A 22,295-nucleotide genomic window follows, 5' to 3' on the forward strand; every position below is an offset into this window, starting at 1 on the left:
TTATAGTAATCAAAGATAATCTTCAATAAATTTTAGGGGGATAAATTATATGAAAAAAGTGATTTTATATATAAATCAGTTCTTTGGCCAAATTGGAGGAGAGGATAAAGCTGATTTTAAACCAGTTATAAAAAATGAGTTGGTAGGACCAGCTATAGAATTAAATAAGAATTTAGAAGAGGCAGAAGTTACACATACAATAATTTGTGGAGATAACTTTATGGGCTCTAATACAGAAGAAGCAATAGATATTATTTTATCAGAACTTGAAAATATAGATTTCGATATGTTTTTTGCAGGTCCAGCTTTTCAAGCAGGAAGATATGGAGTTGCCTGTGGAGAGATATGCAGAGCAGTAAAAGATAAATTCAATGTACCTGTTATAACATCAATGCATATTGAAAATCCAGGTGTTGAGATGTTTAAAAAGGAAATGTATATATTCAGAGGTGGGCATAGTGCAGCGAAAATGAGAGCAGATATAAAGGCTATGGCTAAGTTTGGTAATAAGTTATTAAAAGGTGAAGAAAATTTAGGCGCTGATAAGGAAGGATATTATCCAAGAGGAATAAGACATCAAGTATGGAGAGAAGACAGAAAAACAGGTGCTGATAGAGCAGTAGAAATGCTTATAAAAAAGTTAAGAGGAGAAGAATTCATTACAGAGCTTCCAATACCAAAAGCGGATAGAGTACCGATAGCTACTCCAATCAAAGAATTATCTAAGGCTAAAATTGCAATCATGACAACAGGAGGAATTGTACCTGTTGATAATCCAGACAGAATTCAATCTGCATCTGCAACTAGATGGGGAAGATATAATATTAAAGATATGAACTGCCTAGAAGGTGGAGTATATAAGACAATACACGCAGGATTTGACCCAGCAGCAGCGGATAATGATCCTAATGTAATTCTTCCATTAGATGTATTAAGACAATATGAAAAAGAAGGTAAGTTTGGATATCTTCATGATTATTTCTATTCAACTGTTGGAACCGGTACAACTCAAGCAGAAGCAGCAAGAATGGCCAGAGAGATAGTTGAATACCTTAGAGCAGATAAAGTAGAAGGAGTTATAATGGTTTCTACGTGAGGAACTTGTACGCGTTGTGGTGCAACGATGGTAAAAGAAATAGAAAAAGAAGGATTCCCAATAGTCCAGATGGCTAATTTAATACCAGTAGCTAAAACCGCAGGAGCAAACAAAATAGTTCCTACAATATCCATACCATACCCATTAGGAGATCCAGCTACTACTAAAGAAGAACAGTGGAGATTAAGATATTACAGAGTAGGTGTTGCATTAGATGCATTAACCGAAGATATTAAAGAACAAACAGTATTTAAGGTGAAAATGTAATAAGAATTTGAAGGCTGACAATATTATAGGATTCCTTAATAGAAAGTTAATTTATATACGATTTTAAGTTTCATAGCAAGAAATCTTTTCCGTGAATTAAAAATTAAGAATTAAAGATGAAGAATTATGGTTAAAACTCCACCGTAAAAGCCTTTGGAGTTTTCGGGAATAGATTGTGTTTTAGAAATTCACTAAAGTGAATTTCATCCTAAATTCTTCATTCTTAATTATTAATACTTAATTTTTAAGGGATTAGCTATCTTTACAGGAAATTTATTTTCTAGAGTATATTTTAAATTTTCACATTGGATACCTATAATGTCAGCCTCATATAAAATAAATATTTGGGGGGCTATTTATGAAAAATATTGAGCCATCAGTAAATAATAAATTATCACCAAAATCAAAGACTGATGAAGTTTTTATTATATCTTTAATCATCACTTTTGCTATTGTACTTTGGGGAATATTAGCTCAAGAAAATTTCTCAAATATGTCTAACAACTTATTTGCTTTTTTAACAGAAAAGTTCGGATGGGCATACCTTAGTTCAATGCTTGTATTTGTTATTTTTGCTATTGTAGTAGCATTCAGTAAGTATGGTAAGATTAAACTTGGTCCAGAGGATTCTAAACCGGATTATAGTACTACAGCATGGTTTGCAATGCTCTTTGGAGCTGGTATGGGAATTGGTCTTGTGTTCTGGGGAATAGGGGAGCCACTTTCTCATTTTGTATCACCGCCATCAGGAATTGAAGCAGGTTCAATAGAGGCAGCAAATTTCGCTATGAAATCATCTTTAATGCATTGGGGATTTCATCCTTGGGCAAATTATAGCATAATAGGACTTGCACTTGCTTATTTTCAATTTAGAAAAGGTAAGCCTGGGCTTATAAGTAGCATATTTATTCCATTGCTCGGAGAAAAAAGAGTAAATGGACCTATAGGGAAAACAATAGATATATTAGCAGTATTTGCTACAGTAGCAGGGGTAGCTACTTCTCTAGGACTAGGTACATTACAAATAAATAGTGGACTTAACTATATGTTTGACATACCTACAACTAACTTAGTTCAATTGATTATAATTGCAGTTATTACAATAATATTTATATATACAGCAGTTAAGGGCATAGAAAAAGGGATAAGTGCAATATCAAATTTAAACTTAATACTTGCCTTTGGCATATTAATATTATGCTTTTTAATTGGACCTTCGATTAAAATGATAAATTCATTAACAAGTGGAACAGGAGCTTATATTGGAAACTTTATACAAGATAGTTTACATTTAGAGGCTTTCGGAGATAATAGCTGGATAAATGGATGGACAATATTTTATTGGGCATGGTGGATAGCATGGGCTCCGTTTGTAGGAATATTTATAGCTAGAATTTCAAGAGGAAGAACAATAAGGGAATTTATACTAGGGGTTATAGTTGCGCCTACGATAGCTTCTTTAATTTGGTTTTCAATTTTTGGAACTTTAGGAATTGATCTAGGTATTACAGGCAAAATATCTCTTGATAAACTTAAAGAGATAGCGGCAGTTCCTGAAACAGCATACTTTGCTGTAGTTCAAAATTACCCATTAGGTATAGTTATAGCAGTAATAACTATAGTGTTACTTTGCACTTTCTTTATTACTTCTGCAAATTCAGCTACCTTTGTTTTAGGTATGCTGACTTCAAAGGGAGATTTAAATCCTTCTAATACTAAAAAAATATTATGGGGACTAGTACAATCATTGTTAGCAGTAGCATTATTATTATCCGGAGGATTAAAATCGCTTCAAACAGCTTCGGTAGTGGCAGCTTTTCCTTTTATATTAGTAATGCTATTAGCTTGCATATCATTATGGAAAGCCTTTAGGGAAGAAAAGATATAAAGAGATTATAAAAATTAAATATCTAATGTTTATTTTAATGATTTTATAATATTCATATAAGTTCTATAAAAAGAATAAAATTGTATGGTTTTAAAAGGTAAATAAAATAATGTAATAAACAAGCAAAATAGAGATAAGGTGTATAGATCTTATCTCTATTTTTATGGAGTAAGTTTCATTAATTACTATATAATTGATAATTCAAATTTAATTTGAGTAAATAAAGTTATAACAATACTAAAAATAGGACCAAATATATTGTACAAGCATACTATATCGTAGTATATTCAATGTCTTTTGTAGATATTGAAATAAATACAAATAAGTTGAAAATATATGGGGGTAACTATGTTTAAGTTAGATGAATATAATAACTCAATAGATGCCGATACAATAAAAAAGATAGATACTATGATTGAAATTATGGAAGGATTAGAAGATTCCAATAATAATGTTCAGGATCAATATAATGATATTCAGATAGAGCAAATCGGCCCAACAGGCCCAACAGGTCCAACCGGCCCAACTGGAGCAACAGGGGCAACTGGAGCAACAGGAGCGACTGGAGCAACAGGAGCGACCGGAGCAACAGGAGCGACCGGAGCAACCGGGGCAACAGGAGCAACTGGAGCAACAGGGGCAACCGGGGCAACCGGAGCGACAGGAGCAACCGGAGCAACAGGAGCAACAGGAGCAACAGGAGCAACTGGAGCAACAGGAGCAACAGGAGCAACAGGAGCAACCGGCCCAACAGGCCCAACAGGTCCAACTGGCTTAACAGGTCCAAGCGGTCCAACCGGTCCAACAGGTCCGACCGGCCCAAGCGGTCCGACAGGTCCAACAGGTCCAACTGGCCCAACAGGCCCGACAGGTCCAACCGGCCCAACAGGCCCAACAGGCCCAACTGGTCCAACAGGTCCAACAGGCCCGACAGGTCCAACCGGCCCAACCGGAGCACCAGGTCCAACAGCAATAGCAATTTTATCAAGCAATATGACTCAAACAGTTGCGAATAATGCACCGGTTAACTTTAATCTACGCAGTAGTACAGGAATAATTACTGACGCAACTTCTGCTACTATTGTAATTCCAGGTATTTATTATATAACTTGGCATGTAGCTTTAGGAAATGATAACGCAGGAAGTGCTCAATTCGCTATTACACGTAATAATAGTAATGCACAAGCTATGGCAACTAATCAAGCAAATGATCAATTGAGTGGTAGTGTAGTATTAAGTCTTGAAGAATTTGATGTAATAAGATTAATAAACACATCTGGAGTTAGCAAAACTCTTTCAGTAATAGTTGCAGGCGCTAATGGAATAAGTGCTAGATTGACTATAGCAAGAATCTTATAAGAAAGTTAAATTTATTAAAATTTTAATATAAAACCATAATAAATCTCCCATCTGTAAAGGATGGGAGATACTTTATTAAAATTATAAAGATAATTAATTAAAATATTGTATAAACTAATAGCAATCATTCAATATTTTTATATGTGTATAAACCACTTTCTACAATTTCCAATTCTTTAACATCGCTTTTCATAACAAAGCCTTTTATGTTTTTATTTTGTGATTGAATAATTACTTTAACCTCATACCAGATTATATTATAAACTTCACAACAATCTATAATTTGAACTTTAACTCCTCGAGAAAGATTTCTCACTATAGCTGAATTCAAAAGTGGAGCAATATATAATAAAGTACTATTTTTTATTTCTCCATGATAAGAATATACTGGCAAATAGGATATAATTAAATTTTCTAACGGAGTGTTAAAAGTTTTAAGTTTAGATAACAATTCACTATTGCGCCTTGACAGTACTCTAAGTTGAGTATATTGTTTATTATATTTTAAAGAAAGAAAAAAAGCATATCCACAAGCTACACAAGCTATTATAAAGAAAGTGTACATAAAAAAAGTCTTCATATATCCCCCTAAGTAAAATAAATACTATTGTTATAAGTTTATTCAGAAGATATAAAAACTTGACTAATAATTTAATTTTATGGATTATACATTATTAAAATTTACTTCAATGAGGCTAAAGATGTATAGATAAATATATAAATAACTATGGCGTAAACTTTTCTCGTAGTTTGAAGAAAATCTGTAGTAAATTAAAAAGCCGTAACTTTTTATTACGACTTTTTAATTTATTTCTTTAAGTAATTCATCATATTCTTTTATAAATTTGTCTGCAATTTTTATCATTTCTTCATGTTGATGAACTGCATGGTCATCATAAACACCGACTACTTTCATGTTAGCTAATTTAGCCCCTTTTACCGCAGGAAGTATATCTTCAAAGACTATACAATTTTTAGGGTCTATTCCTAGTCTTTCTGCTGTTAATAAATAAACATCAGGACAATCTTTTCCTCGTGTTACTTCATCAGTAGTAGTAATAACGTCAAAATAGTCATAAATGCCATTTGATTTTAAACAAGCTTCTAATAGTAATCTGTTATTACTTGTTGCTAACGCTATTTTTATATTCATAGATTTTAGTAGTTCTAAAAATCTTTCAACACCGGGCTTTAATTTAACATTCGTGCAATATTCTTTATAAGCCAACTCATTCCAATGATCTTTTATTTCCTCTACGGTATATGGAAGATTAAAGGCTTTTTTAAAGTAAACAGCTACTTCATCATAGCTAAGATGGGCTATATCTGACTTCAAAGTTGGTGGTAAGGATAAATTATTACTATTTAGGTAGTCAATGTCGATACTTTCCCAAACCCACATAGAATCAACTATTGTTCCATCCATGTCAAATATTGCAGCTTTTATATCTTTAAGCATATCATCACCTCTTAGGGTAGTATATCAAAGTTTCATCATAACTAAAAGGTAATTTTATTATTAAATGTATAATTTAATAAAAATCTCTATGAAATATATTGGTTTTATCATGATTTAGAAAATCATTTAAACTATTTATATTAATTTTTTCTAAAATGGTATTCATTGTTTCACTATCTACAGATATTTTAATTTCTGAACTATTTGCAAATTCATTAACTTTAATTTTACCTAGCTCTCTATCAAGTATAACTTTAGGTCCACCAACACATCCACCTATACATCCCATACCTTCTATAAAGTTTCCGGGAATTTTTCCATCCATAGCACTATTTAATAATTCTTTACATTCTTTAATCCCATTAGCTTGAACTGCTATTAAATTTTCAAATTTTTGAGGGAATAGTCTTTCTATACATTCGGTTATAGCTATAGATACTCCACCAGTTCTAGCATATAATCTTCCACCGCGAGAAGTATATTCAATTGAAGGAGTTTCAGGGAGTTCTTCAGGTTTGATGCCAAAGACATCAAATATTTCTTGCATTTCAGAGAAAGTTAATACAAAGTCTATATCTCCTAATAAATCTTTTTCTTTAGCTTCTGCTTTTTTAGCAACACAAGGACCTATAAAAACTACTTTCACATTAGGATTTAAAGCTTTTATAATCCTACCAGCAGCAATCATAGGTGATACAGAAGGAGAAACATGTTTTACTAGATCTTCATAGACTCTTTTAAGCATAGCAACCCACATGGGACAGCAGCAGGAAGTTATCATAAAATCATCTTTAGTTTTAATCTTTGCATCGAATTCTACTGCTTCTTTTAAAGTCAACATATCAGCAAAAAATGCTACTTCTACCATATCTGTAAAGCCTATTTTCATAAAAGAGGTTCTCAGCTGATTTATATTAGCGTTATTAAATTGGTTAGTGATGGCAGGTGCAACTGCCGCAATTACTATACTATTACTCTTTAAAAGATTTGCTAAAGGTAAAAATTCAACTCTATCTAATATACTTCCTGTAGGACAGCCTTCAACACAGAATCCACAATCAGTACATTTTTTATTGTCTATATAAGTAGTTTTTGATTTTTCATCTACTAAAATAGCATCAAAAGGGCATGATCTTTGACAGTAAGTTTTTCCATCTTTATCTGCACAGTCCATGCTACATTTTTTTACTTTATCTACAACTTTATGATCAGGAGTGTATTTAAGTATTGCGTTTTTAATATCATCTATATAATTATCGCTAAAAGGAATTTCTACGCCGCAGAGACTAGAAATTATTGCTGCAATATGATTTTTTTCAGTATCATTATTGTTTAATAATTTAGTAACTTTTTCTTTAAAGTTACCTTCTGAATATGATTCTATAAGTTCTTTAAATAAATCACTATATTCTGCTTTCAAATAATTCACTTCCTAAAATAAATAGTATTTTAGTAAGTATTTTTCCACACAAGGAAAATATTTATACGATTATATAAAAAAAGGATAGACTATATAGATAAACTTTATTCAATTGAGAATTCAAAATGGACAATTGACAATTAAGGTGAAAATTAATTTTTAAAAATAGATTTTTAAAAAGAATGAATTTAAAACTTCTCTTACAAAAGAGAAGTATCCATAATTGTCCATTGTCAATCGTCAATTCTCAATTGCATAAATTACTTATAAGGAAACATACAAATGAGAAAAACAGCGAAATGTAAAAAAAATATTTAAATATAATTTCAAATTATATTTAAAATTAAACCTAAATATTTATAAAGTTAATCATTAAAGTGTTTTATAGATTACTTATTCTTTTCTTTAATTGAACTAAAGATTTTTTTAAACTATAATAAAGTTACATAAATTATCTAAGGATGTTAAGCTAAGAGAGGTAATGTATATGGAGGATAAAGGTTTTGTACTAAAAAAATCAAATGATATTTTTAGAGATATACTATTAACAAGGAAAGAAAGAAAGATTTCTAATAGTGATAATAATGAATATATATATGGATATAGATATATTGGTTTAAATAATGAGAGTGAATATTATAGTGAAATTATTAAGTTAAACAGTAATCTTTCAAAATTAGGAAATATATATATACATTTTGAGGATAAAATTAATATTCCATATGATTTAGAGAGAACAAATAAGATAAAAGATTGTATAAATAATGCTTCCTTAAATGGCTTTTTTATAGATAATATTGTAGAAGCTCTGTATCGTGAAGGTATTCTTAAAATCAATAATTTTATAAATAAAAATATAAAAGAAGCTTTAATAAGATTAATTAACTTATATATGAAAAATGAAGGTAAAGTTAATTCAAGTTTAATAGTTAGTTTTATAAGTAAAATTATTTTTTGGCTCTATGAGTATATACCTAAGAGTTTTTGCTATGATATAAAAGAGCATAATCCTAAAGTCTTATATTATGGCAACATAAAGAAGCATGAAGCATATTTTTTAATATTACTTTCTTTAATTGGATATGACGTTTTATATATTAATAGTGATAACGATAATATATTTTCCTCAATAGATTATCATAATGAATTTATATTAACTATCAACAATAAAAACAGAGTTGAAGTAAAAGAAATTACATTAGAACATGGAACTGATGTAAGTAGTGATTTATATGATGAAGGGAAATCACCAAAGGTATTATTAGTGAAAAGTAAAGATATATTTAAAGATATTTTTACTACTTTAAAAGCAAGAGAAGGTTACTTACAAAATCAAGTTTATCCAATATATTTTGAAAGATATATTGGTATAGAAAATGAAAATAGTGACATGTATTACAATAATCTATATAAATTGGATAAAAAATTAAAAGAAGAAAAATACAATTATTTAAAGTTTGAAAATAAAATTGCAGTACCATCTAATGAAGAAGCAACTAAATATATTGGAAAGATTAAGAAAAAGATAAATTTACTAGATATAAAAGATAAGAATAAAGTCATTACAGAAATAATATCTCTTAATATTTTACCTAGGAGCAATAAAGAAGAAATTAATTTAAGAATAAAAGCTAGCTTTATAGAGATATTACATTTATATCTTGATGTAGAAGAAAACTTAAATATATCCAAACTTCAAAACTTTGTAATGAAGCTTATATGTTGGATTAATAGATATTCTGTTACTTTACATAATAATTTTAATGAAGAGCATAACGGAAAAATTATATATTATGGAGAAATAAAAGCTCATGAAATATATTTCTTAATATATGCATCTCTTGTGGGCTGCGATATTGTTTATATCAGTCCTAGAGAAGAGGATGATTCACTTTATAATATTTTGGACAAGCAAGAAAAATATACTTTTTTAACTAAGCTAGATAGCTTTACTCCACTTGAGAATTTTCCAGTAATAGAAAGAACCATAATAAAGGAGACAGTAGCATATAGGGCTTCTAAGGAACTTGAAGAACTATTAGGAACGGATGTTGGTTACTATAAGCCAAGACAATTAAATGAAAGTTTAACAAAATCAGTTTTATTAAAGACTACTTATGATGAAATGAAAATATTGTGGAAAGAAACCGGCAAGATAAGACCTCATTTTAAAGTGGAAAATAATATAGTTTATATACCTAATATATTTGCTAAAATAAATGGTACTCATGAAGATTTAGAGGAGTATTGGAGAGATTTTAAAGAATTGTCTTCCAATAGTAATACTTTAACAATAAATACGGTTCCTTTTACGGAAATTAGATATTCACGACAAGATAAATACTCAATTATTTATTTCTTAGATAGAGATGGATTATTAGATTTTAATAAAGTACAAAATAGTGACTTATATAAATTTAAATATTTAAGTGATAAATTACAAAATCTAATTTTGTCTAAAATAAATGAATTAATATTATTGAATCCTTTTAATAGGGAGATGGAGAATGAATTCAAATTAAATATAATAATGACTGTTCTCAACATTAGTGATAATATTTTAAAGTTAATAGAAACTTTTGACTATACATCATATATTCCTAAGGTGATAATATATGATAATACTAAAGATTTTTTAAGTGAAGAAGATATTATAACTTTAGCATATTTAAATATTATAGGGATGGATATAGCAGTATTCACACCTACTAATTATAAAAATATAGAAATATTATTAAAAGAAAATGCTTTTAAAAGTCATAACTTGCCTTCTGTTAGGCTTGATTTATCTATGCCTAATCTAGAGAAAAAAAGGGATTCCTTTATTAGTAAGTTATTTCGATTCTAAAAAGTGGAAAACATATAGGGAGGGAAGATAAATATGAAACTAAATGGAAGTACAACTTCAGAAAATACTGAGATAATTGAAGTTAAAGAATTTAATTTACAAAAGCAGAAAGAAGAGATAGCAAAAAGAGTTGAAAATTCACCAGAAATAAACAATATACTTGCCCAAATAGATACAGATAATATGCAAACGGTAGTAAAATTCGGAAATGAAACAGTGGAAAGTATATCTAAGTTTTCTGATAGAATACTTAACAATATGGAAATGGCTAAGATAGAAGACACAGGAACATTATTAAATAATTTAAATAAAATAATGGAGAAGTTTGACATAAAAGATTTTGATGAAAAAAAAGTTGGATTTTTTGAAAAAGTATTTAATAAAACTAAAAACTCCATAGAGCAATTATTTAAAAAATATCATACTATGGGTGATGAAGTTGAGAAGGTATACATATCTTTAAAAGAATATGAAAATGAAATAAATGGTTTAAACATAAGCCTTAATGAGATGTTTGAAGAAAATCTTAAGCATTATGAAAAATTAGAACAGTATATACATGCTGGAGAATTTGCAGTTGAAGAGCTTAGTGCTAACATAATACCAGAGTTAGAAAGAAAAGCTGAAACAGGTGGAAATGTAGAGAAGATGGAATTGAGTAATATAATGCAAGTTAGGGAGATGATGGAGCAAAGGGTTCATGATTTAAAACTTGCAGAAAATATTGCATTGCAAACAATGCCTTCTATAAAAATGTTACAGTACAACAACTATAACCTTATCAGAAAAATAAACTCAGCCTTTATAATAACATTACCAATATTTAAGCAATGTCTTATTCAATCAATAATGTTAAAAAGGCAAGATGTACAAGCTAAAGCACTAACAGCACTAGATGAAAAAACAAATGAGCTACTTATGAGAAATGCAGAAAATTTAGCAAACCAATCTAAGGTAACTGCAAGATTGGCAAGTGGTAGCTTTGTTGAAGTAGAAACCCTTGAAAAAACATGGCATACTATTGTAAATGGAATAACTGAAACTAAACAAATACAAGATGAAATAAGAGAAAAAAGAGCTATAGATAATAAAAAATTAGATGAACTAAAAAAAGAATTTAATGCAAAACAATTAACTTAGCATAAAAATAAAAAGGTTGTGAAAAGTAGAAAAAGTTTCTGCTTTTTACAACCTTTTGTTTTTAATATGATTTAATAAACTATACATACTAAATTTAAAATAAAAAAAGAGAGTTGCCTATGCAACTCTCTTGGTCGGGGTGACAGGGATTGANNCTCCCATCTGCGCCACACCCCGCCGACAAAAATTATTATATTACATACCTGAATGGTTGTCAACAACTTTTAAATAAAAATTTCATAAAGAGTATAAATTTTACGTATAGGGCTTTAAAACTTATATTAGTACTGGAATTAAAGGATAGAGTATTATTTGCTAAGTCTAAAATATGGAAGAACTTTAGCTATTATTTATCATTAGCTTTCAACTATTAATTAGATAAGTAATGTACATATTAATTTATAGATTAACATAGTTATATAATTTTAATAATTAAATTTTTATAACTTTATATAATAAATATTAAGATAAATATTAATTTAAATTTTTAGTCATAATTTTATTATATAAAGCACTATAGAAAACATGTAATAAGTGGTATTATTTAGTTAATAATATGAGTAAAAATAAAAGATTTCGAGGTGAAACTTATGAGAGATATAAAAGACCTTGTAGATATTCAAAGGAAATATTTCTATACCGGAGAAACCTTAAGTATAGACTTTAGATTTAAGCAATTGACACTTTTAAAAAATATAATAACTAAAAACGAAGAAAAGATATTAGAAGCATTAAATAAGGATTTAAATAAGGCAAATTTTGAAGGATATGCAACAGAGTTGGGCATAGTATTAGAAGAAATTAATTATACAATAAAAAATTTAAAAAAATGGTCACAGCCCACAAAAGTTAGATCACAAATAATTCATTTTCCTGCAAGTTGTTTTTCNNCTATAGCACCTACGATAGGGGCTATAGCAGGAGGAAATACAGTAATATTAAAACCATCTAATAAAAGTGTTCATGTATCTAAAGTATTAACAGAACTGATCGAACAAAACTTTAAAGAAGAATATATAGCAGTAGTAAATGGTGGTAGAGAGGAAAATACAGAACTTTTAAATCAAAAATTTGATTATATTTTTTTTACAGGAAGTGTACCTGTAGGACGTATAGTAATGGAGGCGGCAGCAAAAAACCTAACTCCTACAACTTTAGAGTTAGGTGGGAAAAGTCCTTGCATGGTAGATTATGATGCAGACATAAAAGTAACAGCTAGAAGAATAGTTTGGGGAAAGTTTTTAAATGCAGGTCAAACCTGTGTAGCACCAGATTACGTATATGTTCATAAAGATGTAAAGGATGCATTAATTGACTCTATGATTTACTATGTGAAAAAATTTTATGGAGAAAATCCTAAAGAATCAAATGATTATCCAAGAATTATAGATACTGGACAATTTGATAGGTTAATAGGATATTTAGATGAGGGAAATATTGAAATTGGTGGAAGATTTGAGAGGAAAGAATTATATATCTCTCCTACAATATTAAATAATATTACTTTTAATGATAGCATTATGAAAGATGAAATTTTTGGACCTATAATGCCTATATTGGAATTTAATAGCTTAGATGAAGCAATAGATATGGTTAATAGTCTTCCTAAGCCATTGGCATTATATTTCTTTTCAAAGAATGAAAAAAGTATAGAAAAAGTATTAACTTATACCTCATCCGGTGGAGTTTGTATAAATGAGACTATAATGCATGTAGCATCGCTATATCTTCCTTTTGGAGGAGTAGGAGACAGTGGAATGGGAAAATATCATGGAAGAGCTAGCTTTGATACTTTTACTCATCATAAGTCAGTGGTTAAAAAAGGATTTTCAATTGATGTTCCTTTAAGGTATCCACCATATGATGACAAAATTAAGTATATAAAGAAAATATTTAAATAAATATTAGGCGTAGATGTATTACCTTCAAAATATAATTGAGAATTTACTATTGACAATTGAGAATTATNNAAGAAATTAATTTGTAAAATTAGTTTCCACTATAATTGTCAAATTGTCCATTTTCAATCCTCAATTGCTTAAAGGTGTGAATTGAAATATTTAATGGGGTGCTTTATTAGTTGCACATTAATTTTTTAGATGATTTATCTATATAATAATTAGAGGTGATGTTTATGAAATGCTTCGCTAATTATAATTTAAATATAAATAGTGATTTTGAAATAAAAATTTTTAGAGAAGATGAAAATGATATAGATTTGCTTATTTCAATAGGTGATAGAACTTTAAATCTTAATATGGATAGTTACCACATAAGATCAAGAATGCAATTTACAGGGGTACAGGGGATACTTATAAGGGCATGTAAGGATAATAATAATATTGCCACTATACATTTACTAAAGGATAAAGGAATACATTCAACAATTTGTAATTTCGAGGTTGATTATAGTGATTTAATTATAGAAATTAGATCTATGGAATTTTATGTTGATATGAATTTAGATACTTTAAAAAATAATTAGTAGATATTATGGTGTATTTTATTTTAGATAACTTATAATATTAAGAATTAATTAAAACATTATAAGTTATAAATAAACTAAATTTTTCATATAAATAAAAGGGCAGAAGCCCTTTAAAATACACCTAGTTCTATTTCAGTTTTATTTACTATTGAGGCTTTTCCACCTACTTTAATACTAATTCTTTCAAAACTTTTTTTTGCTTTAACTATTATCTCGCTAGGATTATCCATATAGTATCCTTGTTCACAATAAATAGTTGTGCTTTCATTTTCATTAACTTTTATAATTTCATTTTTTATAAGATAAGCTCCTAATGCTCCATTAGAAGTGCCCGTTGCACTTTCTTCATCAATTCCTGCTGCAGGACCAAAATTCCTTGTAGAAACAGTAGAAGTATCATTTTCTGTTTCTAAAGTAAAAGCATGAACCCCAATCACACCTAAAGAATTACTATAGTCTGCTAATTTTTTAAAATCAGGATTGATTGACTTTAAGACTTTAAGATTTTTAACAGGAAGCATTATATCTGCAAGTCCAGTAGATACTGCCTGAGGTTTTGTCTTAAAAGATTCTATAAAAATATCTTCGCTTGAAATACCTAGAATATCACAAAGTTCTTTACTATCATCTATTTCAAATAAAAATTTAGGCTCTGCTTGAGTCATTAGAACATTAGATATGTTACTATCATTAAAATTAAGCTCTACATCTAATATACCTGCTTTAGTTTTTTGCCTTATAATTTCTTGATTCTTTCCTTCATTGCAGGTTATCATTCCTAGCTTTGCTAAGGTATAGAAACTGGCGATAGTAGCGTGACCACAAAGCTCAACTTCCTGAGTTGGTGTAAAAAATCGAACTTCAAAATCATAATCTTCTAGATTATTAGAATTATTATGTTCTTTTTTATTAGCATTAGGAATTATAAAAGCTGTTTCAGATAGCCCTACTTCTTTTGCAATAATTTGCATTTCTAAGGTGTTAAGCATAGAAGCATCTACAACTACACCTGCACCATTACCACCTTTATTATCTTTAGTAAAAGCATTTACTATATAAACTGATATTCCCATGTTTAAATTCCTCCTAAGTTTATTCAGACATCTGAAATAAAATAACTAGTTATTTTTTGAAGATGCCTCAAGGAACATTTCCCCTATTTTATATACATCTCCTGCACCAATAGTTAAAATAAGATCTCCATCATGTGCATTATTTTCTAAATAGCTAACTATTTCATCAAAGTTATGAAAGTTTTTAGCATCGACACCTTTATCTCTAAGGGCATCTCCTAACTTTAATGAACTAACTACTCCAGTATCTTTTTCACGAGCAGCATATATATCTGCAAGTAGTAATTCATTAACACCATCGAAGCACTCTACAAAATCATTAAATAGTGCAATTGTTCTAGTGTAGGTATGAGGCTGAAATATAGCAAATAATTTATTATGAGGATAATTTTTAGATGCTTCTAATGTTGCTCTTATTTCTGTTGGATGATGTGCGTAATCATCAATAACAGTTATATTATTTTTTTTACCCTTAAATTCAAATCTTCTATGAGTGCCTTTAAAGTTAAATAATCCTTCTACTATAGATTTCTCACAAATATTAAGTGCTAACCCAGTACATATAGCAGATAATGCATTTAAAACATTATGTTTGCCAGGTACATTTAAACTAATTTTAAATAGCATTTTATCATCCTTACAAAAATCAAAACTGCCACAACCTAAATCATTATAAGTAATATTTTTAGCTCTATATTGTCCATTGTGTATACCAAAGGTAAGTATATTACACTTAGCATCTTCAATAACATCTAAACAATCAGCATCATCGGCATTAATTATTGCATAACCATCATTAGGAATGATATTTACAAATTTCTTAAAAGTATCTTTTATGTGATTCAAATCTTTATAGTAATCTAAATGATCCTCATCTATATTTAAAATTACTCCTATATGAGGGAAAAATTTTAAAAATGAAGCTTTATATTCACAGGCTTCTGTGATGAAATAGTCACTACTTCCTGCAAGTACATTTCCACCTATTACGTCAAGCTCTCCCCCTACCAATATAGTAGGATCTAAATTTTCCTCTAATATAACATGAGAAACCATTGATGTAGTCGTAGTTTTTCCATGGGTACCTGAAACAGCTATACCATACTTATGACCTTTCATAAGGTAGCCTAAAAATTCTGCCCTATCCATTACTTGGATTTCATCCTGCTTTGCTTTCAGAAGTTCAGGATTTTCAGGAGATATAGCAGCAGTATAAACTACTAAATCTACATCTTTTATATTATTTTCATTATGTTCTATATACACTTTTGCTCCATCTTTTTTCAATTTTTCAGTAATATTAGAGCATTTCATATCTGAACCAGAAACCTTATATCCATTCTTTATAAGTATTTCTGCAAGACCACTCATGCTTATTCCACCTATACCTATAAAGTGTATTTTTTTATTTTTATCTCTTAAAAAATCAAAAGACATATTAACAACTCCTTAATATTAATGCATACATACTATAGATTATTATTAATATTTTAATAGGCAACCCTTATATATAGATAAATTGCTTAAAAAGTTAATATATAACTAACTTCTAAGTTATTAAACTTTTTAATTCCTATAAAAGAGACTTAACAATAATTTCTGTTGACTATAGTCAATGTTTAATTAGAATTTACCTATAAAATATTCTCATCTTTAATTATATACAAAAAAACACTAAAAAAATACAAGAAATAATATAGGCACTAATTATTACTTATAAAAAGCATATTTTAAACTTAATTAATGTTATTGTGAAATACATACAAAAATATTTGCAAAACTTACAATAATATTATAAATATTACTTTAAAATGCATACCTAATTAATTAGAAGAAAATATTTTAAGGTGGGATAAAATATGTGTAATGAGATAAATGATGTAGTATTAAGAGCTAAAAATGGAGAGACCAAAGAAATTGAATATATAATAAATAAACTAAATCCATTTCTACATAAATGTTGCAATGCTATATATATTAATGGATATGATAAAGATGATTTACTGCAACTAGGAAGAATTAGCATATTGAAAGCCATAGATAAATATGAGGTAGGCAAAGGCGAGTTTATTCCATACGCTATGAGAAGTATAAAAAATAATTTTAATTATTTAATAAGGAGCAAAATTAAATCAAATTATGAAGTTAGCCTAAATACTCCTATAGGAGAAGGTATAATACTTCAAGATAAATTAACTTATGAAGATAGATTTATTGACAATTATATTAATGATGAAACTAGAAGATATCTTTATGAATTTGTTGATATGCTTACAGCTGAACATAAGGAACTTATATACTATGTTTATCTAGATAAAAAAGGAAATCTAAAGGAATATTCAGAGTATAAAAATATGAAATATATGACAATAGTTAAAAGAAGGGAAGTAGCTATAAAAAGATTAAAAGATATGTTTAGAAAAAAAGGATATATAATTAAATAAACAATATACTTGTATAAATAATAAATAAAAAGCAGTGAAGAAGTTTGATATAACTTATCAGGGGTTGATGTTAAATTAACTATTTTGCTTCTCTGCTTTTTCCAAATATTAAGTATAATTGCTATTTAATTTTAATTAGAATTTTTTATTTCTTTTTCAAAAATTAGCTCAAAATAAGGCGAAAGCCCATACTTTCCTGTAGAAGGTGCAAATATTTGAATTAATCTCCAACCTTCTTTTAGATGATCTTCAATTATTTTATGATAATCTTCTGCTGAATCTTGAGATAATAAACCTGCTTTTAAGTCAAATTTCACAAACTTAGATTCATACATAAATATAAGAATCCTTCTAAAACAATAAGAGCTAACTATTTATATAGTATAATATACAATATAATGAGTTGAAAATCAATACTTTATTCATAAAATTTATGAAATATTTATACAATTTGTAGATGATTAAAATATAATAATAAAATAGTGATAACAAATATTAAAGCATGACTTTCTATGACAAAAAAAGTCGATAGAAAATTTAAAATATTCTAAAAAATTACTTCCATTAGTAGAAAAAGTATGTTAAACTTTAAACATAAAGTGTTAATTATTTAACCAGATGCATAGAATGTAATATACGTGCATAATATTAGAATTTTACTTAGATTTTTTAGACATAGTACAGATTTTCATTAATTATATAAATATATAAAAAATATAACCGTTTGGTTAAGGTATGGAGAGGTGTGTTAATATGTTAACAAAAATCAATTCTGAATATCTTATATGGCAATTAAAGAGTAAAAGAAGAGATGATAGGAAGGCAATTGATGATTGTGATAGAATTGCAGAAGGTGTAGATTTAGAGTATGCATATTGGCAATTTGATACCCAATAATAATTAGTAAGCCTTTTGTATAAATTTATAAATAAAGCAATAATTTTTAAAATTAATCTACTATTTATTAGCCAAATCTTGTTTTAAATAATATAAATAATTTTCAAAATATTAGGGATGTGAAAGTTAAATTTTGGGGGCGAATAGCCCTACTTTTTTTACTTTGGTAATTTAAATTTCTCATAAATATAGTAATAAATTAGGAACTAAAAATCGTGATTTTTAATCACGATTTTTTTCTCTTATAGTATTATCTATAGCTTTTTCTTCAATTATCTTATGGTTAGATGCTGTAAAACGATTTGTCCCCCATACGCCTAAAATTATTAATATAGCACCAATTACATGATATACTCTGAAATTTTCTCCTAAGAATACCACTCCAGCTATTATGGATACTATAGTACAAAGATTCTCAAATACAGCAACCCTTGCAGCTTCCATCTTAGACAGTGTGTAGTTTATTAAGAAGAAACCCATTATTGATGCAAAAATGGATAGGAAAATTATTGTAAATATAAACTCTTTATGTAGAAAAGGGGTTATAAATGCAGTTAAATCCCCCTTAATTAAACATTCTATAAAAGCAATTATAGTGAATACGAATCCACCTATTCCCATCATAAAATATGTAGTTTCTGTAGGAGTATATCTTACTGAAAATTTCCTTGAAAGTATAGTAAAAGCTGTTTGTGATAATATAGCACCAATCAAAAGTAATATTCCTACTAAACTACCACTTCCACTATCTGTTGCACCAAAAATTACTATTATAATAACTCCTACTATAGAGGTTAATATAAATCCATACTGTGCTTTAGTAGGCTTTTCTTTTAAGAAATAAGCTGAACTTAAAGCAACAGATATAGGAATTAATGAGGAAATTGTTCCTGCTATAGAGCTAGGAATGCTTTTTAATGCATAAGTTTCAAGAGCAAAGTATAGAATTGGCTGCATAAATCCTACCAATATTAAAGGTAATAAATTTTTATTTTTAAAATTTACTTTTAATATCTTAAAAATTACTAATATAGACATTACAATAAATGCTATAGAAAATCTAATAGATAAAAGAAGAAAGGGTGAAGTATACCTTAAAGCTATAGATATAAACATAAAAGTTAGTCCAAATAATAGTGCATAAGCCATGCCGGCAAATATTGGCATGGCTTTTTTCTTATTAATCATAATACCATCCCCCTNNCTACTTAATTTTATCATTTAAAATCATAGTATTAAAGAGGAACAATAAAACATCATTATTAATCTTTAAAGAAACTAATTCTTTGAGGATTAATTTCTTTAAGAACTTTAACTAATAATTCCATTGATGATTTTTTTGTAGTGAAGAATTTTATACACATTATTAATGAATTGAAGCTTTTTAGTTTTTGATAAGAATTATAATTTTATTTATGATTATAATTTTCTCCAAATTTATTTGTTCCCCATACTCCTATGAGTATTAAAATAGCACCTATTATTTGAAATAATTTAAAACTTTCACCTAGAAAAATAACTCCTGCAATTATTGACACTACAGTAGATAAATTAGAAAAGACCGATGCCTTAGTAGCTTCCATTTTAGATAGAGTGAAGTTAACTAAAAAGAAGCCAATTATTGAAGCCATTATTCCTAAAAATAATAATGATAATAGAAAGTCTAAATTATAAAAAGGTAAGAAAAATTTATCTAATGTACCTTGAAATAATCCTTCTATTAAGGCAATTAGAGTAAAAGCAAAAAAAGCAATTCCCATCATAAAATACGTGGTTTCAGCAGGTGTAAAGGTGGTGGAGAGCTTTCGAGATAATAAATTAAATATAGTTGCAGAAATAACAGCTCCAAACAAAAGAATTATACCTATAAAATTTCCACTAGTATTATTTTGCCCACCTAAAACTACTATAATAATAACGCCGACTATTGAGGCTAATATAAAGCCATACTGAGCTTTAGTAGGTTTTTCTTTTAAAAAATAACTTGAACTTATAGCTACCGATATAGGAATTAGTGCAATTAGTGTACCAGCTACTGAAGTAGCTGTATTTTTTATGGCGTAAGTTTCAAAAATAAAATATAAAATGGGTTGCATAAGTCCTAATAAAAATAAGGTTTTTAAATCTTTATTCTTAAAATTTATTTTTATAATTTTAAAAAATACAAGTATAGACATTACGATAAAAGCAATTCCAAATCTCATAGATAAAAGTGCGAAAGGAGAAGTGAATCTAAGAGCAATGGAACTGAACATAAAAGTAAGTCCAAATAGGGTCGAATATATAATTCCAGAGATTATAGGAATTATTTTATTTTTATTATTCATATTTTTCCTCCTAAGGTAAGTTATATTATTGAAATAAAATATAACACAATTAATATAATTATTTAAGTAAAAATCTTTATTTTAATTTGAAAAAATATATAAGTAGAAAAATTAATTAATATTAAGATGTATTGGAAAATATATGGTAAGAATAGTGGTTGTAAAAACTACATAAAGTGGTACAATTAAAATATAAAGAAAATTTTGAAAAAGGGGGAGAACTTATGAATCCTACAGTAATATATATTGCTGGGATAATATTAGCTGTAATTAATGGCTATTGGGCGATTAAGAAAATATTTATTGATAACACCCTCAGTGAAAAAGGAATAAAGAATGTAGTACTTATATTATGTATAGCACTCTCATTATACTGTTCAATAATGGTTGTAATTTACAGCAATGCATGTATTAGCAATTTAGATATTTATAATGAAGGAGTTAAAAGTGGTGCTTTAACGGTAAAAGAGCTTGCAGAAATTAATGATACAATAAAAACGTTAAGTAAATATAATTTAAAAGCTATTGTAATAGGATATTTAGGATTAATATCTAGCTATTTATTATTAAGGAATATTAAAAAAGAAATAATTAAAAATTTAAATTCGCCTAAAAAAAGGTGGAATTGGGATGAGATAAAAAAATGAATTGGAATTTTAATAAAGAAAACTCTTAAATCTTGGATTTAGGAGTTTTTTAGTAAAAATAAAAAAAAATTTAGAAAAATATTGCATTGCGAACAAATGTTCGATATAATGAGTATATAAATGATCTATGTTAAATTTAGGGGGAAAAAAATGAGTAGTAATCAAATGTTTATAGAGTTAAATTATGAAAATGGAGAAGAACTACCTTTAGAAATTAGCTTTAAAAATGATGTATATAATAATAAATATATACTTTGTAGGGGGATATTGAATAAAAAAAACTCTAAAATAGTTTTTAAAATGAGAAACATAGATGAGACAAATGAATTTTTACAAAAGAATACAATGATTAATAAATTTAAATGTTAGTAAATATGGAAGATATGAGATAACATTTGTTCATAAAAATAATTATAGAGTAATCATCAATCCTTTCGTTCACATGCTCTTTCAACTTATCTTCCATATTTTATATATCAATAATTTATAATAAAAATTATTGGAAAACTTCTCAGATATACTGAGAAGTTTTTTGCTTTATATACAAATAGGCAATAAAAAGATTAGATATTATAATTATTATTTGTGGCTAGAAGATTTAGGCTTTTTTATTATTTTATCTATGAGACCAGAACCATACCCCATAGGACAAACCTGACACCAACTTCTAGGCTTATATATTATTCCTAAAATAACACCTAAGACTAATGAAGACATCATAAGTCTAAACAATCCAAACCCTATTGAATTTATATTTCCGCCGGATTTAATCATGGTAATAGTAAACATTATCAACATGAAACTTAAAATAATATTTTTTACAGTTTTTGTTTTAAATTTACTAGGTAAGTTGTTTTGTAAGGATATATGGCTTAAAAAATTTTGAAGTAATGATCCTCTAGGACAATAATGGGAACAGTGAACTTTCCCCTGCTTTCTAAG

The 22,295-nt window shown here is 27.9% G+C and carries 20 protein-coding genes; 11 read left to right on the top strand and 9 right to left on the bottom strand.

The window, feature by feature from the left end; translation table 11 throughout:
- Positions 1-49 precede the first annotated feature (49 nt).
- The 3 genes from grdH to B3603_RS11175 all read left to right on the top strand — a co-directional run bounded on the left by grdH (position 50) and on the right by B3603_RS11175 (position 4,610).
- On the top strand, positions 50-1,363 hold the full coding sequence (gene grdH / locus B3603_RS11165) for a betaine reductase selenoprotein B (protein ID WP_291564696.1): 1,314 nt from the start codon (positions 50-52) through the stop codon (positions 1,361-1,363).
- Between the two features lie 358 nt (positions 1,364-1,721).
- Positions 1,722-3,251: a glycine betaine uptake BCCT transporter gene (locus tag B3603_RS11170; protein ID WP_291564698.1), complete on the top strand. Its 1,530-nt coding sequence runs from the start codon at positions 1,722-1,724 to the stop codon at positions 3,249-3,251.
- Between the two features lie 348 nt (positions 3,252-3,599).
- Entirely contained in the window at positions 3,600-4,610 is a 1,011-nt protein-coding gene (locus tag B3603_RS11175) for a hypothetical protein (RefSeq protein ID WP_291564701.1), read from the top strand.
- Between the two features lie 124 nt (positions 4,611-4,734).
- Here the strand turns inward: B3603_RS11175 and B3603_RS11180 are convergent, their stop codons facing one another.
- From B3603_RS11180 to B3603_RS11190, 3 genes are all read right to left on the bottom strand, one after another.
- Positions 4,735-5,190, bottom strand: a complete 456-nt coding sequence (locus B3603_RS11180) for an SH3 domain-containing protein (RefSeq protein WP_039634323.1) — start codon at positions 5,188-5,190, stop codon at positions 4,735-4,737.
- Positions 5,191-5,412: 222 nt separating this feature from the next.
- Entirely contained in the window at positions 5,413-6,069 is a 657-nt protein-coding gene (locus B3603_RS11185) for an HAD family hydrolase (protein WP_291564707.1), read from the bottom strand.
- A 73-nt stretch (positions 6,070-6,142) separates the two neighbouring features.
- Positions 6,143-7,489: a [Fe-Fe] hydrogenase large subunit C-terminal domain-containing protein gene (locus B3603_RS11190; protein WP_291564710.1), complete on the bottom strand. Its 1,347-nt coding sequence runs from the start codon at positions 7,487-7,489 to the stop codon at positions 6,143-6,145.
- A gap of 487 nt (positions 7,490-7,976) precedes the next feature.
- On the opposite strand from B3603_RS11190, the gene B3603_RS11195 reads away from it, so the two are divergent.
- The 4 genes from B3603_RS11195 to B3603_RS11210 all read left to right on the top strand — a co-directional run bounded on the left by B3603_RS11195 (position 7,977) and on the right by B3603_RS11210 (position 13,962).
- Positions 7,977-10,337 carry a YceG family protein gene (locus B3603_RS11195; RefSeq protein ID WP_291564713.1) on the top strand — a complete coding sequence of 787 codons (2,361 nt, stop codon included), beginning with the start codon at positions 7,977-7,979 and terminating at the stop codon, positions 10,335-10,337.
- 33 nt (positions 10,338-10,370) lie between these two features.
- A complete protein-coding gene (locus tag B3603_RS11200; protein WP_291564716.1) occupies positions 10,371-11,477 on the top strand; it encodes a toxic anion resistance protein in 1,107 nt (368 codons plus the stop codon).
- A 590-nt stretch (positions 11,478-12,067) separates the two neighbouring features.
- Positions 12,068-13,378, top strand: a complete 1,311-nt coding sequence (locus B3603_RS11205; protein ID WP_291564719.1) for an aldehyde dehydrogenase — start codon at positions 12,068-12,070, stop codon at positions 13,376-13,378.
- Between the two features lie 233 nt (positions 13,379-13,611).
- Positions 13,612-13,962, top strand: a complete 351-nt coding sequence (locus B3603_RS11210) for a hypothetical protein (protein WP_291564722.1) — start codon at positions 13,612-13,614, stop codon at positions 13,960-13,962.
- 113 nt (positions 13,963-14,075) lie between these two features.
- Here B3603_RS11210 and B3603_RS11215 read toward each other — a convergent pair whose 3' ends face one another.
- Both B3603_RS11215 and murC read right to left on the bottom strand, forming a co-directional pair.
- Complete coding sequence (locus tag B3603_RS11215) at positions 14,076-15,038, bottom strand: PhzF family phenazine biosynthesis protein (protein WP_291564725.1); 963 nt, start codon at positions 15,036-15,038, stop codon at positions 14,076-14,078.
- Between the two features lie 45 nt (positions 15,039-15,083).
- On the bottom strand, positions 15,084-16,475 hold the full coding sequence (gene murC / locus B3603_RS11220; protein WP_291564728.1) for a UDP-N-acetylmuramate--L-alanine ligase: 1,392 nt from the start codon (positions 16,473-16,475) through the stop codon (positions 15,084-15,086).
- A 422-nt stretch (positions 16,476-16,897) separates the two neighbouring features.
- Between murC and B3603_RS11225 the strand changes: the two genes are divergently transcribed.
- A complete protein-coding gene (locus tag B3603_RS11225) occupies positions 16,898-17,482 on the top strand; it encodes a sigma-70 family RNA polymerase sigma factor (protein WP_291564731.1) in 585 nt (194 codons plus the stop codon).
- 131 nt (positions 17,483-17,613) lie between these two features.
- Here B3603_RS11225 and B3603_RS11230 read toward each other — a convergent pair whose 3' ends face one another.
- Positions 17,614-17,817: a DUF4177 domain-containing protein gene (locus tag B3603_RS11230; RefSeq protein ID WP_291564733.1), complete on the bottom strand. Its 204-nt coding sequence runs from the start codon at positions 17,815-17,817 to the stop codon at positions 17,614-17,616.
- Between the two features lie 418 nt (positions 17,818-18,235).
- On the opposite strand from B3603_RS11230, the gene B3603_RS11235 reads away from it, so the two are divergent.
- Positions 18,236-18,379 (top strand): hypothetical protein, encoded by a 144-nt coding sequence (locus B3603_RS11235; protein WP_291564735.1) that lies wholly within the window; start codon positions 18,236-18,238, stop codon positions 18,377-18,379.
- Between the two features lie 222 nt (positions 18,380-18,601).
- Here B3603_RS11235 and B3603_RS11240 read toward each other — a convergent pair whose 3' ends face one another.
- Together B3603_RS11240 and B3603_RS11245 are read right to left on the bottom strand one after the other, a co-directional pair.
- Entirely contained in the window at positions 18,602-19,567 is a 966-nt protein-coding gene (locus tag B3603_RS11240; protein ID WP_291564736.1) for a DMT family transporter, read from the bottom strand.
- Positions 19,568-19,788: 221 nt separating this feature from the next.
- Positions 19,789-20,706: a DMT family transporter gene (locus B3603_RS11245; protein ID WP_291564738.1), complete on the bottom strand. Its 918-nt coding sequence runs from the start codon at positions 20,704-20,706 to the stop codon at positions 19,789-19,791.
- Positions 20,707-20,930: 224 nt separating this feature from the next.
- On the opposite strand from B3603_RS11245, the gene B3603_RS11250 reads away from it, so the two are divergent.
- Both B3603_RS11250 and B3603_RS11255 read left to right on the top strand, forming a co-directional pair.
- On the top strand, positions 20,931-21,353 hold the full coding sequence (locus B3603_RS11250; protein ID WP_291564741.1) for a hypothetical protein: 423 nt from the start codon (positions 20,931-20,933) through the stop codon (positions 21,351-21,353).
- Between the two features lie 150 nt (positions 21,354-21,503).
- Positions 21,504-21,722: a hypothetical protein gene (locus B3603_RS11255; RefSeq protein WP_291564744.1), complete on the top strand. Its 219-nt coding sequence runs from the start codon at positions 21,504-21,506 to the stop codon at positions 21,720-21,722.
- 210 nt (positions 21,723-21,932) lie between these two features.
- On the opposite strand, the gene B3603_RS11260 is transcribed toward B3603_RS11255, so the two are convergent.
- On the bottom strand, positions 21,933-22,295 hold a 363-nt coding region (locus B3603_RS11260; RefSeq protein ID WP_291564747.1), incomplete at its 5' end, for a 4Fe-4S binding protein.

It is taken from the genome of Clostridium sp. UBA2485, assembly GCF_002341865.1.
Taxonomy (GTDB): domain Bacteria; phylum Bacillota; class Clostridia; order Clostridiales; family Clostridiaceae; genus Clostridium_J.

Coding starts and splice junctions, on each gene's coding strand:
- B3603_RS11170 (WP_291564698.1), top strand. CDS start 1,722: ATGAAAAATATTGAGCCATCAGTAAATAATAAATTATCACCAAAATCA.
- B3603_RS11175 (WP_291564701.1), top strand. CDS start 3,600: ATGTTTAAGTTAGATGAATATAATAACTCAATAGATGCCGATACAATA.
- B3603_RS11180 (WP_039634323.1), bottom strand. CDS start 5,190: ATGAAGACTTTTTTTATGTACACTTTCTTTATAATAGCTTGTGTAGCT.
- B3603_RS11185 (WP_291564707.1), bottom strand. CDS start 6,069: ATGCTTAAAGATATAAAAGCTGCAATATTTGACATGGATGGAACAATA.
- B3603_RS11195 (WP_291564713.1), top strand. CDS start 7,977: ATGGAGGATAAAGGTTTTGTACTAAAAAAATCAAATGATATTTTTAGA.
- B3603_RS11200 (WP_291564716.1), top strand. CDS start 10,371: ATGAAACTAAATGGAAGTACAACTTCAGAAAATACTGAGATAATTGAA.
- B3603_RS11210 (WP_291564722.1), top strand. CDS start 13,612: ATGAAATGCTTCGCTAATTATAATTTAAATATAAATAGTGATTTTGAA.
- B3603_RS11215 (WP_291564725.1), bottom strand. CDS start 15,038: ATGGGAATATCAGTTTATATAGTAAATGCTTTTACTAAAGATAATAAA.
- murC (WP_291564728.1), bottom strand. CDS start 16,475: ATGTCTTTTGATTTTTTAAGAGATAAAAATAAAAAAATACACTTTATA.
- B3603_RS11225 (WP_291564731.1), top strand. CDS start 16,898: ATGTGTAATGAGATAAATGATGTAGTATTAAGAGCTAAAAATGGAGAG.
- B3603_RS11230 (WP_291564733.1), bottom strand. CDS start 17,817: ATGTATGAATCTAAGTTTGTGAAATTTGACTTAAAAGCAGGTTTATTA.
- B3603_RS11235 (WP_291564735.1), top strand. CDS start 18,236: ATGTTAACAAAAATCAATTCTGAATATCTTATATGGCAATTAAAGAGT.
- B3603_RS11240 (WP_291564736.1), bottom strand. CDS start 19,567: ATGATTAATAAGAAAAAAGCCATGCCAATATTTGCCGGCATGGCTTAT.
- B3603_RS11245 (WP_291564738.1), bottom strand. CDS start 20,706: ATGAATAATAAAAATAAAATAATTCCTATAATCTCTGGAATTATATAT.
- B3603_RS11250 (WP_291564741.1), top strand. CDS start 20,931: ATGAATCCTACAGTAATATATATTGCTGGGATAATATTAGCTGTAATT.
- B3603_RS11255 (WP_291564744.1), top strand. CDS start 21,504: ATGAGTAGTAATCAAATGTTTATAGAGTTAAATTATGAAAATGGAGAA.